The sequence below is a fragment of the Geobacillus sp. CAMR5420 genome (assembly GCF_000691465.1).
Lineage (GTDB): Bacteria > Bacillota > Bacilli > Bacillales > Anoxybacillaceae > Geobacillus > Geobacillus thermoleovorans.
The window spans coordinates 57,064-69,938 of sequence record NZ_JHUS01000041.1 but is presented as its reverse complement, the minus strand read 5'-3'; the positions used below and the strand labels follow the sequence as shown (position 1 = coordinate 69,938).

The 12,875-nt window shown below is 52.1% G+C and carries 15 protein-coding genes; 13 read left to right on the top strand and 2 right to left on the bottom strand.

Going from position 1 to position 12,875, the window contains the following annotated elements:
• Positions 1–312: 312 nt before the first annotated feature.
• The 13 genes from urtA to DI44_RS07085 all read left to right on the top strand — a co-directional run bounded on the left by urtA (position 313) and on the right by DI44_RS07085 (position 10,737).
• A complete protein-coding gene (gene urtA / locus DI44_RS07025; protein WP_013523950.1) occupies positions 313–1,569 on the top strand; it encodes an urea ABC transporter substrate-binding protein in 1,257 nt (418 codons plus the stop codon).
• Positions 1,570–1,630: 61 nt separating this feature from the next.
• Positions 1,631–2,524: an urea ABC transporter permease subunit UrtB gene (urtB, locus tag DI44_RS07030; protein ID WP_033025558.1), complete on the top strand. Its 894-nt coding sequence runs from the start codon at positions 1,631–1,633 to the stop codon at positions 2,522–2,524.
• Positions 2,525–2,535: 11 nt separating this feature from the next.
• The gene (gene urtC, locus DI44_RS07035; RefSeq protein WP_033025562.1) at positions 2,536–3,594 is read left to right on the top strand and encodes an urea ABC transporter permease subunit UrtC; all 1,059 of its coding nucleotides are present in this window, start codon (positions 2,536–2,538) and stop codon (positions 3,592–3,594) included.
• Positions 3,569–4,333: an urea ABC transporter ATP-binding protein UrtD gene (urtD, locus tag DI44_RS07040; RefSeq protein WP_033025557.1), complete on the top strand. Its 765-nt coding sequence runs from the start codon at positions 3,569–3,571 to the stop codon at positions 4,331–4,333. The genes urtC and urtD overlap by 26 nt, the downstream gene beginning before the upstream one ends.
• The gene (urtE, locus tag DI44_RS07045) at positions 4,312–5,013 is read left to right on the top strand and encodes an urea ABC transporter ATP-binding subunit UrtE (RefSeq protein ID WP_020960055.1); all 702 of its coding nucleotides are present in this window, start codon (positions 4,312–4,314) and stop codon (positions 5,011–5,013) included. The genes urtD and urtE overlap by 22 nt, the downstream gene beginning before the upstream one ends.
• A gap of 84 nt (positions 5,014–5,097) precedes the next feature.
• A complete protein-coding gene (gene ureA / locus DI44_RS07050; RefSeq protein WP_020755308.1) occupies positions 5,098–5,403 on the top strand; it encodes an urease subunit gamma in 306 nt (101 codons plus the stop codon).
• 45 nt (positions 5,404–5,448) lie between these two features.
• Positions 5,449–5,784, top strand: coding sequence for an urease subunit beta (locus tag DI44_RS07055; RefSeq protein WP_015375019.1), 336 nt, complete (start codon positions 5,449–5,451; stop codon positions 5,782–5,784).
• Positions 5,781–7,490, top strand: coding sequence for an urease subunit alpha (ureC, locus tag DI44_RS07060; protein ID WP_033025555.1), 1,710 nt, complete (start codon positions 5,781–5,783; stop codon positions 7,488–7,490). The genes DI44_RS07055 and ureC overlap by 4 nt, the downstream gene beginning before the upstream one ends.
• Positions 7,491–7,500: 10 nt before the next feature.
• Positions 7,501–7,947, top strand: coding sequence for an urease accessory protein UreE (ureE, locus tag DI44_RS07065; protein WP_020960052.1), 447 nt, complete (start codon positions 7,501–7,503; stop codon positions 7,945–7,947).
• Positions 7,940–8,617 (top strand): urease accessory protein UreF, encoded by a 678-nt coding sequence (locus DI44_RS07070; RefSeq protein WP_033025553.1) that lies wholly within the window; start codon positions 7,940–7,942, stop codon positions 8,615–8,617. Before ureE ends, DI44_RS07070 begins: the two co-directional genes overlap by 8 nt.
• Before the next feature lie 49 nt (positions 8,618–8,666).
• Positions 8,667–9,281 carry an urease accessory protein UreG gene (gene ureG, locus DI44_RS07075; RefSeq protein ID WP_011231413.1) on the top strand — a complete coding sequence of 205 codons (615 nt, stop codon included), beginning with the start codon at positions 8,667–8,669 and terminating at the stop codon, positions 9,279–9,281.
• Positions 9,278–10,093: an urease accessory protein UreD gene (locus DI44_RS07080; protein ID WP_011231412.1), complete on the top strand. Its 816-nt coding sequence runs from the start codon at positions 9,278–9,280 to the stop codon at positions 10,091–10,093. The genes ureG and DI44_RS07080 overlap by 4 nt, the downstream gene beginning before the upstream one ends.
• Positions 10,094–10,113: 20 nt before the next feature.
• Positions 10,114–10,737 (top strand): urease accessory protein UreH, encoded by a 624-nt coding sequence (locus tag DI44_RS07085; RefSeq protein WP_033025551.1) that lies wholly within the window; start codon positions 10,114–10,116, stop codon positions 10,735–10,737.
• A 114-nt stretch (positions 10,738–10,851) separates the two neighbouring features.
• Here DI44_RS07085 and DI44_RS07090 read toward each other — a convergent pair whose 3' ends face one another.
• Positions 10,852–11,331 carry a GNAT family N-acetyltransferase gene (locus DI44_RS07090; RefSeq protein WP_033025549.1) on the bottom strand — a complete coding sequence of 160 codons (480 nt, stop codon included), beginning with the start codon at positions 11,329–11,331 and terminating at the stop codon, positions 10,852–10,854.
• 333 nt (positions 11,332–11,664) lie between these two features.
• A complete protein-coding gene (locus tag DI44_RS07095) occupies positions 11,665–12,834 on the bottom strand; it encodes a tetracycline resistance MFS efflux pump (RefSeq protein WP_033025548.1) in 1,170 nt (389 codons plus the stop codon).
• Positions 12,835–12,875 lie beyond the last annotated feature (41 nt).

Here is a 12,875-nt window from a genome sequence, read left to right as displayed (position 1 = left end):
CTTGACAGGGATATGTTCATGCCTTTTTGGGGTGTTTTTTGTTTTTAGGCGCGATCAATTGGTTTAGAAATCATGATGTATATTTTTGTGATAATAAATATAACAAAAATATGTAATAAAATATGACAATGTTGTTGAATCAACTATATCTAGGCCTTACACTGCTAATCAAGAACACATCCTCAAGATGGTTTGCACAAAATGGATATCACTCATCACCTTTGAGGAACAAGGGAGGGAGGCCGCTTTGCCAGATGAACGAGGTATAGGGACTCATTGATTTTCAAAATGAATAGGGGGAAGGGTGTGCGAATGAAACCAACATTCATGCGGAAATTATGGTTGCTTTTATGCATCAGCGTTTTTGCCCTTGGGGGATGTGCGGCGTCATCAGCTGTTGATCAAGCCAAAAACGAAAACAAAAAGGATTCGTCTTCGGCTAGTAAAGAAGGCGGTACGGTCAAAGTCGGGATTCTCCATTCGCTGAGCGGAACGATGGCCATCAGTGAAGTGTCGCTGCGCGATGCCGAGTTAATGGCGATCGAGGAAATCAATGCATCCGGGGGGCTGCTCGGCAAGAAAATTGAACCGGTTGTGGAAGATGGGGCGTCGGACTGGCCGACGTTTGCCGAAAAGGCGAAAAAACTGCTGCAAAAAGATCAAGTGGCCGCCATTTTTGGCGGTTGGACATCGGCGAGCCGCAAGGCGATGCTTCCGGTTGTGGAGCAAAACAATGGGCTGCTTTGGTATCCGGTGCAATATGAAGGGATGGAGTCGTCGCCGAACATCTTTTACACCGGGGCGACGACGAATCAACAAATCGTTCCGGCGGTCAGCTGGCTCTTGAAAAACCGCGGCAAGACGTTTTTCTTGCTTGGGTCGGATTACGTCTTTCCGCGGACAGCGAACAAAATCATCAAGGCCCAGTTGAAGGCCGAAGGTGGGCAAGTGGTCGGGGAAGAATATACGCCGCTCGGCCATACCGATTATAGCACCATTATCAGCAAAATCAAACAAGTGAAACCGGCTGTCGTCTTCAATACGCTCAACGGCGATAGCAATGTCGCCTTTTTCAAACAGTTGAAAGACGCTGGCATCACACCGAAAGACGTGACGGTGATGTCCGTCAGTATCGCGGAAGAAGAAATCCGCGGGATCGGGCCGGATGTGTTGGCTGGTCACTTGGCTGTGTGGAACTATTTTCAGACGACCGATACACCGGAAAATAAGGCGTTTGTACAAAAGTATAAAGAAAAGTACGGGCAAGACCGCGTGACCGATGATCCGATTGAAGCGGCGTATACAGCCGTTCATTTATGGGCCGAAGCAGTGAAAAAAGCCGGCTCCTTTGATGTGGATCAAGTGAAAAAAGCGGCGGCCGGCCTTGAATACAAGGCGCCGGAAGGAACGGTGAAAATTGACGGGGAAACGCAGCATTTATGGAAAACGGTGCGCATTGGCGAAATCCAAGCGGACGGACAATTCAAAGAGTTATGGAATTCCGGCCAGCCGGTGAAGCCAGATCCGTATTTAAAGAGCTACCCATGGGCGAAAGGATTAAGTGAATAGTTGCATGGGGAGGAAGGCATGTCCTTCCTTCTCGCCCAGCGGACATGAAAGGGGGACGGCGATGCTTATTGACCAATTATTCAACGGGCTGAGCGTCGGTTCGATTTTGCTTTTGATCGCCATTGGGTTGGCGATCACCTTTGGATTGATGGGCGTCATCAATATGGCGCACGGTGAACTGATGATGGTCGGCGCGTACACAACCTACGTCATTCAACAAATCTTTGCCCATCATGCGCCGCAATCAGCGGGGATGTACTTTGTCATTGCCATTCCGTCGTCGTTTCTCATCGCTGCCTTGTTTGGGTGGGGGTTGGAAAAAAGCTTGATCCGCCATTTGTACCACCGCCCGCTGGACAGTTTGTTGGCGACATGGGGGATCAGTTTGATTTTGCAACAGACGGCCCGTCTCATCTTTGGGGCGCCCAACGTGGCGGTTGTGCCGCCAAGCTGGCTTGATGGTGGAATCCGCTTGTTTGGGGCGGTGTTTCCGTATAAACGGTTGTTTATTCTCTGTCTTGTATTGGCGATCGTGTTCTTTCTTTATATGTATTTAACGAAAACACGAGCTGGCCGACGCATTCAGGCTGTCACCATGAACCGGCCGATGGCGGCCTGCCTCGGCATTGCCACGCAGAAAGTTGATGCATACTCGTTTGCGATCGGTTCAGGATTGGCGGGGGTGGCGGGATGCGCGTTGACCTTGCTTGGGCCGATCGGGCCGACGATCGGCACATACTATATTGTCGATGCGTTTATGGTCGTCATTTTAGGAGGAGTGGGAAAACTGGCTGGGACGCTGCTAGGAGCGTTTGGCCTCGGCTTAATCTCCACCTTTGTCGAATATTCCACAAGCGCCACCATCGCCAAAGTCATTGTGTTCGTTCTCATTATTGCGTTCTTGCAATGGAAACCGTCCGGTCTTCTTAGCTTGAGGACGCGGTCGCTCGATTGAGGGGAGGAAGCATCGTGAACAAACGTTGGGGATACTGGCTGTTTTTCGTTGCTTTGTTTTTGGCGCCATTTTATTTAACGGAGTTTCGCCTGTCTTTGCTTGGCAAATTTCTTTGCTTTGCCATCGTGGCGGTCGGCATTTCTCTCATTTGGGGATATACCGGCATTTTGAGCCTCGGCCATGGGGTGTATTTTGGATTGGGTGCTTATTGCATGGCGATGTATTTGAAGCTCGAAGCTTCGCGAGGGCATTTGCCTGATTTTATGGAATGGAGCGGCGTGCGCGAACTGCCGTGGTTTTGGAAGCCGTTTGCGCATCCTATGGTGGCCATCGCCGCCGCGATCGCTCTTCCTACGTTGCTCGCTGCGCTATTAAGCTATTTAACGTTTAAAAATCGGATTAAAGGTGTCTATTTTTCTCTCCTTTCCCAGGCGGTTGTTGTCGTGTTTGTTACGTTGTTTATCGGCAAACAAGAATGGACAGGAGGAACGAACGGCTTGACCAATTTTTCGACCGTGTTCGGCTTTTCGTTGTCATCGCCGCTCACGCAAATTGTGTTGTATTGGCTGACAACGGCCTGTCTCGCTCTTATTTTCGTCGCGGCGCGCCGCTTGACGTCCGGACGGTTGGGGAAGGTGCTTATCGCGATTCGCGACGCGGAAAACCGGGTTCGTTTTTTAGGGTTTAATCCGACCGTCTATAAAGTGTTTGTGTATAGTTTGTCAGCCGCCTTTGCCGGGGTGGCTGGGGCGTTGTTTGTCCTGCAAGTCGGGCTCATTTCCCCGGAGATGATGGGGATTATTCCTTCGATTGAAATGGTGTTATGGGCCGCTGTCGGCGGACGCCAATCGCTCATGGGCGCGATCATTGGTGCGATTGTCATGAACACGGCGAAAAGCTTTTTAAGCGAAAATTATCCGGATCTATGGCTGCTTTTGTTAGGCGCGCTGTTTGTCGTTGTCGTGTTATTGGTTCCGAAAGGATTGGCGGGCATTTATGAATCGCTCGTTGCCGTTCGCATCAAAGCAAAAAGGGGGCATGAACGTGAAGCCCGTGTTGATGTGTCGTGACGTCGTCGTTGACTTCGATGGATTTCGTGCTTTGCAAGGTGTTGATCTCGCGGTTTACCCTCATGAAGTGCGGTTTTTGATCGGCCCGAACGGAGCGGGAAAAACGACGCTGCTCGATGTCATTTGCGGGCGGACGAGAGCGACGGACGGGCGGGTGCTGTTTTTCTCCCATGACATCACGCAACGGCCGGAATACGAGATCGTGCAAATAGGCATCGCCCGGAAGTTTCAAAGCCCTTCCATTTTTCCGTTTTTGACGGTATGGGAAAATATGGAGTTAGCCATGCGACAAGATCGGCGTCTGCGTTCCGTTTTGCGGGCGAAGTTGACCGGAGAAGAGAAAGAGATGATGGCAGCACAACTAGAGAGAATTGGATTGCTTGATGAACGTCATCGCTTAGCGGGCACCCTGTCTCATGGCCAAAAGCAGTGGTTGGAAATTGGCATGCAGCTCATTCAGCACCCGCAACTTCTCTTATTGGATGAGCCGATTGCCGGCATGAGCGCGGCGGAACGGGAGCGCACGGGGGAATGGTTGCACGAAATCGCCAAACATTGTGCGGTGATCATTGTGGAGCATGATATGGACTTTGTCCGCCGCTATTCCAAACAAGTGACAGTCATGCATGAAGGAAAAGTATTGTGCGAAGGATCGATGGATGAAGTGCAGCAAAACGAACAAGTGATCGATGTGTACCTTGGAAGGGGGAAAAACGCGTGCTGCGCCTCCGGGATGTAACGGCTGGCTATGACGGAAGTGTGGTGCTCGATCATGTTGACATGGATGTTCCTCTTGGTCGGGTGACGGCGGTGTTGGGCAGAAACGGGGTCGGAAAAACGACGTTGATGAAAACGATCATCGGGTTGATTCGCCCGATGTCAGGCGTCATCGAATGGGAGGGGGAAGATATCACGCGATGGCCGCCGGAGCGGCGGGCGCGAGCGGGGATCGGCTATGTGCCGCAAGGGAGGGAAATTTTTTCGGCGTTGACGGTGGAGGAAAATATTCTTCTCGGGCTGGAAGCGCAGGCCGAAAAAGTCCGTCCCCAGCCGACCCTTGATGAAATGTACGCGCTGTTCCCGATTTTAAAAGAGATGCGCCAGCGAAAAGGAGGAGATTTAAGCGGCGGACAGCAGCAACAGCTGGCCATTGCCCGCGCGTTGGCCGGCCGGCCGAAACTGCTCTTGCTTGATGAACCGATGGAAGGCATTCAGCCCTCGATCGTTGCGTTGATTCATGATGCGATTATGAAAATTGCCAAAGAAAAGCAGGTTGGCATCATATTGGTCGAACATAACGTGGAGCTGGCGTTTTCTTGTGCCGATCGTTTCTATATTTTGGATCGCGGCGCTGTCGTGGCGAAAGGGGATGTCGATGGGGCTGATTTGACTTATATTCAATCGTTTCTTGCTGTTTAAGCAGCAGACAGCGGTGTTAGCGAATGAGAGATTTTTTGAACCTGCGAGTATAGGCGGGAGCATTCAAGAGGGGGGAAGAGATGAGTGAAACTGACTCCGCGTGAACAGGAAAAGCTGCTGATCGTCGTTGCCGCTGATTTGGCGCGCCGCCGGAAAGAGCGGGGCTTGAAGCTAAATTATCCGGAAGCGGTGGCGCTCATTACGTATGAACTGATGGAAGGAGCCCGCGACGGGCGGACGGTGGCGGAGTTGATGCAATACGGCGCAACGATTTTGACGCGCGATGATGTGATGGAAGGCGTCGCTGACATGATCGACGAGATTCAAGTCGAGGCGACGTTTCCGGACGGCACGAAACTCGTCACGGTCCACCAGCCGATCCGGTCGTAATAGCGCCGGCCGATTCCGATAAAGGTGGATTAAAGGAGTGGTCCTATGATTCCAGGAGAATACCGATTGCGCGACGAACCGATTGTGTGCAACCGGCAAAAGCCGGTTACGAAGCTGACGGTCATAAACCGCGGCGACCGCCCGGTGCAGGTCGGTTCCCATTTTCACTTTTTTGAAGTCAATTCGTTTCTCGAATTTGACCGACAGGCCGCATACGGAAAACATTTGAACATCCCAGCCGGGACAGCGGTCCGTTTTGAACCCGGGGATGCGAAGCAAGTGGAGCTTGTCCCGTTCTCCGGCAAGCGCCGGGTGTACGGATTAAACAATATGGTCAACGGTCCGCTTGATGACAACGGGAAGGAGGGAGCAAGAGAATGAGTTTTTCCATGTCAAGACGGCAATACGCGGATATGTTTGGACCGACGACTGGGGACTGCATCCGGTTGGCGGACACAGACTTATGGATTGAAATTGAGCATGACTATACCGTTTACGGCGATGAAGTGAAATTCGGCGGCGGGAAGGTGATTCGCGACGGGATGGGGCAGCATCCGCTCGCTGTCCGCGACGAAGCGGTCGATTTAGTGTTGACGAACGCCGTCATCGTTGATTACACCGGCATTTACAAAGCCGATATCGGGGTCAAAGATGGAAACATCGCCGCCATCGGCAAGGCGGGGAATCCGCTGTTAATGGACGGCGTCAATATTGTCATCGGCGCCTCAACGGAAGTGATCGCGGCCGAAGGGAAAATCGTGACCGCTGGAGGAGTGGATGCCCATATCCATTTCATTTGCCCGCAGCAAATCGAAACCGCCCTATCATCCGGCATTACGACGATGATTGGCGGCGGGACCGGGCCGGCGACCGGAACGAATGCCACGACGTGCACGCCGGGAGAGTGGAACATTTACCGGATGCTTGAAGCCGCCGAAGCGTTCCCGATGAATCTTGGGTTTTTAGGAAAAGGCAACGCATCGGCGAAAGAGCCGATCGCGGAGCAAGTCCGCGCCGGAGCGATTGGACTCAAACTTCATGAAGACTGGGGAACGACGGCGGCGGCGATTGATGCGTGCTTGCGAGTGGCGGATGAGTACGATGTGCAAGTCGCCATTCATACCGATACATTGAATGAAGGCGGGTTTGTCGAGCATACACTGAAGGCCATTAACGGGCGCGTCATTCATACATACCATACGGAAGGAGCCGGAGGGGGGCATGCGCCCGATATTATGAAAGTCGCCAGCTTCCCGAACATTTTGCCTTCTTCCACGAATCCGACGCGGCCGTATACGAAAAACACGCTTGATGAGCATTTAGATATGTTAATGGTGTGCCATCATTTAGATCCGTCCGTTCCGGAAGACATTGCCTTTGCCGATTCGCGCATCCGCAAAGAAACGATCGCGGCAGAAGACATTTTGCACGACATCGGCGCCTTCAGCATGATCAGTTCCGACTCGCAAGCGATGGGACGGGTCGGTGAAGTCATTTTGCGCACGTGGCAAACGGCCGACAAAATGAAAAAACAGTTTGGCCGCTTGCCGGAGGAAACGGGGCGGGGCGATAATGTTCGCGTCAAACGGTACGTAGCCAAATATACGATCAACCCGGCTATCACTCATGGCATCGCGGAGTATGTCGGGTCAGTCGAAGTCGGAAAATTCGCAGATTTGGTCGTTTGGCATCCCGCTTTTTTCGGGGTCAAGCCTGAGCTCGTCATCAAAGGCGGGATGATCGCCTACAGCGTGATGGGCGACCCGAACGCCAGCATTCCGACGCCGCAGCCCGCTCTGTACCGCCCGATGTTCGCCAACTATGGCGCCGCCGTCGCGAAAACGTCCATTACGTTTTTGTCCAAAGCGGCGTTCGAACGCGGCGTCCCTGACAAACTGCGATTGCACAAAATCGTCAAACCGGTTGGAAACATTCGTTCGTTAACGAAACACGATATGGTGTTCAACAACGCCATGCCTCAAATCGATGTCGATCCGCAAACGTATGAAGTGAAGGTCGATGGGCGGCTCATCACGTGCGAACCGGCTGAAGTTGTGGCCATGGCGCAACGATATTTTCTGTTTTGAGGTGATGATGATGATTGTAGAAACGGTTATCGGCAACATTCGAGCTCTTTCTTCTCTCCCCCCGCACATCGAACGGGTGTACATGCCAAGCGATGATTTAGTAAAACGAATTCAGCGGGTGGTGACCGACCATGGGAGGGAGATTGGCATTCGCTTGAAAGAAGCGAAAGAATTGGTAGACGGAGATGTGTTATGGATGGATGAGCATAATGCCATTGTCGTATCCGTTCTTCCCGATGATTTGCTTGTCATCCAGCCTGTTTCCATGAAACAAATGGGGGAGATTGCTCATCAGCTCGGCAACCGCCACTTGCCCGCCCAATTCGAGGAAGGGGAAATGCTCGTCCAATACGACTATTTAGTCGAAGAGCTGCTCCAGCAACTCGGCATCCCGTACAAGAGGGAAAAACGGAAAGTAAAACAAGCGTTCCGCCATATCGGGCATCGCCATGACTGACCAACAGTTGTTGTGGCTGCTGCAGCTCTCCGATTCGAATTTTCCGTCTGGAGCATTTTCCCATTCCTTTGGGTTTGAAACATACATGTACAATGAACAAATTTGCGATGCCAAAACGTTTGGCGATGTGCTTGTCGCTTATATTCAGACCCAGCTGACGTATACGGATGGATTGGCGTGCCGGATCGCCTATGAGCAGTTGGAAGTCGACCGTATGGAAGGACTGCGGCGGCTGAACGACACGCTGTTTGCTCTCTGCTTGGCGAAGGAAACGCGAGAAGGAACGAGAATGATTGGGGGGCGCTTATGGAAACTGTGCCGCGACATTTACGGAGTCGATGAATTGGATGAGATCGTGCAAACGACGCGGTCCATTCATCCGGCCATTGTGTTTGCGGCGGTTGGCCGCAAAATCGGAGCAGCCAAACAAACGACGGTGCTGACGTATTTGTTTGCTTCCGTACAAACGATGGTGCAAAACGCGGTTCGCGGCATTCCCCTCGGCCAGACGGACGGGCAAAAGCTGCTCGTCATGGCGCAGCCATATTTGATTCATGCCGCGAGCATCATCGAGACACTCGACGAAGAGGAGCTCGGGGCGGCAGCCGTCGGCTTGGAAATCGCGCAAATGCAGCATGAACGTCTTCCTGTTCGATTGTTTATGTCGTAAATCTTGTTTGACGTGGAACGAAAGAAGGACAGAGAAGGGAGAATCCAGAATGGAACCGGTACGAATCGGCATCGGCGGCCCGGTCGGCGCCGGCAAAACGATGCTTGTCGAGAAGCTGACGCGGGCGATGCATCGCCGCTTTAGCATCGCGGTCATTACGAATGATATTTATACAAAAGAAGATGCCCAATTTTTAATCAAACATAGCGTCTTGCCGGAAGATCGGATTATCGGCGTCGAAACGGGCGGGTGCCCGCATACGGCCATTCGCGAAGACGCATCAATGAATTTTGCGGCCATTGATGAACTGAAACGGCGCCATCCAGATGTGGAACTCATTTTGATCGAGAGCGGCGGCGATAACTTGGCGGCGACCTTCAGCCCGGAGTTGGTCGATTTCTCCATTTATGTCATCGACGTCGCCCAAGGGGAGAAAATTCCGCGCAAAGGCGGACAGGGGATGATTAAGTCGGATTTGCTCGTGATCAACAAAATCGATCTTGCCCCTTACGTCGGCGCCAGTCTGGAAGTGATGGAACGGGACGCCAAAGCAGCGCGAGGGGCGAAGCCGGTCATTTTTACAAATTTAAAAGAAGAGATTGGTCTTTTTGACGTTGTGGATTGGATCGAAAAACAGGTGCTGCTGGCAGGGCTGGAAGAATGAGCTGGACGGGGCGTTTGCGATGTACAGCGGTCGTGAAAAACGGCCGCACCGTCATTTTGGACAACTATAGTGAAGGGGCGCTGAAACTGATGCGTCCTGTTTACCTCGACCCGGCTCATCCGACGTTATATCTTGTCCACGTGGGCGGCGGGTATGTCGATGGGGATTCATATGATATGGAAATCTTCCTCGAGCCCAGCGCCCGGTTGATGGTGACGACCCAGTCGGCGGCGAAAATCTACAAAACTCCTTCAACGCCTGTAAGGCAGTATACACGATTGTCACTTGGGGAGCAAAGCGTACTTGAATATTTCCCCGACCCGACGATCGCCTATGAGCATGCGCGCTTTTATCAAGAAACGACGGTGTACATCACGCCAAGCTCCACGTTTGTTTATGGCGAAATCATCACGCCTGGATGGTCGGAAAGCGGCGAGCTGTTCCGCTATGATTGGATTCGCTCGAAACTGAAGGTGTATCAAGACGAGGCGCTCGTTCTGTTTGATCATCTGTACTTGGACTCGCGGCAGCACTTAACGAGCATGCTGCAGCTCGGCGGCTATACGCATGTCGGATCATTCGTGGCTCTTTCTCCGTTCATCACAAAGGAAGTGTTAGAACAGTTCAACCAATTCATGGAAGAGATGCCGCAAGAGGTTCGCTGCGGTTTTTCAGCGGCGGCCGTTCCAGGCTTTTCTGTACGTATATTGGCGTATGAAACATCGGTCATCGAAGCGATATTCCAACGCGTCCAACAGTTCATTCGCCAACAATGCGGTGAGAAAGCGCCAGTCTGTTGGAGGAAATATTGACAAGGGAAAGGAAGAAGACAATGGGAACGATATGGCCTGTGCTCTTGTTTGGATTGCTGCTTGGAATGAAACATGCGACGGAACCGGATCATGTCATTGCCGTTTCGACCATTGCCAGCCGGACGAAAAAACTGTCCCTTTCATCGCTGGCCGGCATGTTTTGGGGAATTGGCCATACGTTGACGCTGCTCGTTGTTGGGATGGCGATGATCGCCTTTGAGCGGCAAATTCCTGAACAGATTGCTTCTTACCTTGAAATGGCCGTCGGCATCATGATCGTTATTCTAGGAATTGCTAGTTTCCGTTCGACAATGAGGCTGGATCATCATCGCCATGGCGAGATTCATCATTTACATGTGAAATCGACATTGATCGGCATCGTCCATGGTTTGGCCGGCAGCGCCGGAATGGTGTTGTTGACGATGACGACGGTCAAAGGAACTTGGATGGCGCTTGCTTTTATTTTGATTTTTGGCCTAGGAACGGTCATCGGCATGATGCTGTTCACGACGTTTCTCGGGATTCCGTTTGTTTGGATGAAAGCGAAACAGCAAGTCATGAATCAATGGATCGTGAAAACCGTCTCCCTCATCAGCATCGCCTATGGGATCTATTACATGTATCATATCGCCGCCGAAATTTGACGCTCCTCGCGGCTGGCGTCATAGGTGGAGGAGTGTTCAAAACATCGAAAGAAGCACCGGTCTTGGGAGAAGGCCGGTGCTTCTTTTTCGATGCGGCGTCATCATCACCTCGTGTCACGCCAGTGGTTTTACAAGCAACAACTCATCTCGAATAGGAATGCCGTCAGAACTTGTTTTCGGAATGCTTGGCTTGATTTGTCGCGCCTTGTCGACAGCGTTGGGAAAGACGTTCACAATTTGATAGCCGCGCTTTTGATAGAAACGAAGGGCATGCAAGTTGTCGTTGGTAGTGATCAGTTGAACAGCCGTGCACCTTTGTTGTCTCGCCCATGCCTCTGCCTCATGCAAAAGGGCGCTGCCGATGCCGCGGTTTTCCATTATGCTGTCTAGCGAGATGATCTCGCATTCGCTGCCACGGATGATGAATGTAATCAGTCCGATGATCCGCTGACCGTTCTCAACAGCCGCAAATCCATCCAGCTCGCTGCAGGTATAGATGCCGGTTGAAACAACCATTTGCGGACTTCCCCAATGGTCGTTGAAAAATTGGTTGACGATGGCGCGGTCCAACTGTTTGGTTGGAACGATGTTCAAGGCGCTCCTTCTCCTTTGTGCAGATGATGATTTTTGATCACCCCAATGCATAAGACGTTCACTTCCGTGCGTGAGTTTGACACTCCGCACGCCTAAAGGCGTGGGATTCTTGGGTCGTTTGCGTCCTCATCCATTTCTGGTTCGGACAACGCCCAAATTCAGGGGTGTGTCATCACCCCGTCCCATCGGGTTAGGATGTACCCCAATGGGCGGCGCACCTGTGACCAGTGCGCTAGGTTAGACGGGGCTCGCTTTCATCCCACCCCTCAAGGAGTGGGCTTTTTCGCTCGCTGATCTGTAACAGGGGATGTCCACATCCGTCCTCCTCTTGTGTCAAAGGGCAGAGTCTTTTTGCATCATGGCTCGTTGAAACGATTGAAAAACAGCGAAGGAAATGAATGTTAGCACAATCCCTGACATATATGGCAAACTGGACTTTAAGGTGAACAACCAGCCGGCGATCGCCGGACCGCCGATGCGGCCGAGCGAATCGAACGAGGATAAGACGCCTGTTGCGCTTCCTTGGCCGTCCGCCGTATATTTCGTCAACAACGCGGAGACGCACGGGCGGATGATGCCGTTTCCAATGCCGAAAATCGTTAAATAGAGCGCGGCTGTCCAAAAGCTGTGAACGAATAAAATGAGAAAAAAGCCAACTGCTGACAAGAACAGCCCGACACGAATGACAGCTCCTTCCCCGAATGAGCGGATCAGTTTTCCAAGCAACCCTCCTTGGACGATGGCCCCTGCAAGCCCCATGATCATAAAGATGTAGCCAAGTTCCGTCGACGAAAGCCCCGCTCGTTCAGCGGCAAAATAGGCGAACGTCGCTTCAAGTCCGGCGAGGGAAAACGTTGTGATCAGCTGCAGTAAGTATAGGCGCGCTACAGGCCCTTGGAGGGCGGCCGCAAGCGATGGCCGCTTTGTTCGTATATTCATTCGTTTTTCTCTCGGAAGCGACTCATGCAAGAAAACGAAAACGAATAGAGCGGTCAAGAGCGCCAAGCTGCCTGCCATCCAAAACGGAGCGGTCAAGCTCGTTTTGGAAAATATGCCGCCGATCCCCGGTCCGAAAATGAATCCAAGCCCAACGGCCGCTCCGATCATCCCCATTCCTTTGCCCCGGTCTTCTTCGGTTGTCACATCTGCGACGTACGCCATAGCGGCCGGCATCGTGGCCGCCGATAGACATCCGCCGATGATGCGAGCGGCAAACAACATCCAAAGTTTTGTCGCGACGGCGAGCAAGAAAAACGAAAGGGCCAAACCGAAAATGCCGACAAGCAGCATCGGCTTTCGTCCATAGCGGTCCGATAAATTCCCCCACATCGGCGCAAATAAAAATTGCATGAGCGAATACACGGCCATTAGCCAACCGAGTTGTGTTGGAGTCGCGCCGATTTTTTCCGCGTAAAACGGAAGGACGGGAATGATGATGCCAAACCCGGCCATGACCAAAAACATCACGAGAAACAAAAGCGATAAATCACGGCGATTGCCCATGATCATCATCTCCACGATATGGTTTGCCTCTTTCATCATAA

Excerpts from the sequence above, each read along its gene's own strand:
- DI44_RS07085 (WP_033025551.1), top strand. The coding sequence starts at position 10,114 with ATGGGAACGATATGGCCTGTGCTCTTGTTTGGATTGCTGCTTGGAATG.
- ureE (WP_020960052.1), top strand. The coding sequence starts at position 7,501 with ATGATTGTAGAAACGGTTATCGGCAACATTCGAGCTCTTTCTTCTCTC.
- ureC (WP_033025555.1), top strand. The coding sequence starts at position 5,781 with ATGAGTTTTTCCATGTCAAGACGGCAATACGCGGATATGTTTGGACCG.
- DI44_RS07095 (WP_033025548.1), bottom strand. The coding sequence starts at position 12,834 with ATGGGCAATCGCCGTGATTTATCGCTTTTGTTTCTCGTGATGTTTTTG.
- urtB (WP_033025558.1), top strand. The coding sequence starts at position 1,631 with ATGCTTATTGACCAATTATTCAACGGGCTGAGCGTCGGTTCGATTTTG.
- DI44_RS07055 (WP_015375019.1), top strand. The coding sequence starts at position 5,449 with ATGATTCCAGGAGAATACCGATTGCGCGACGAACCGATTGTGTGCAAC.
- DI44_RS07070 (WP_033025553.1), top strand. The coding sequence starts at position 7,940 with ATGACTGACCAACAGTTGTTGTGGCTGCTGCAGCTCTCCGATTCGAAT.
- ureG (WP_011231413.1), top strand. The coding sequence starts at position 8,667 with ATGGAACCGGTACGAATCGGCATCGGCGGCCCGGTCGGCGCCGGCAAA.
- urtA (WP_013523950.1), top strand. The coding sequence starts at position 313 with ATGAAACCAACATTCATGCGGAAATTATGGTTGCTTTTATGCATCAGC.
- DI44_RS07080 (WP_011231412.1), top strand. The coding sequence starts at position 9,278 with ATGAGCTGGACGGGGCGTTTGCGATGTACAGCGGTCGTGAAAAACGGC.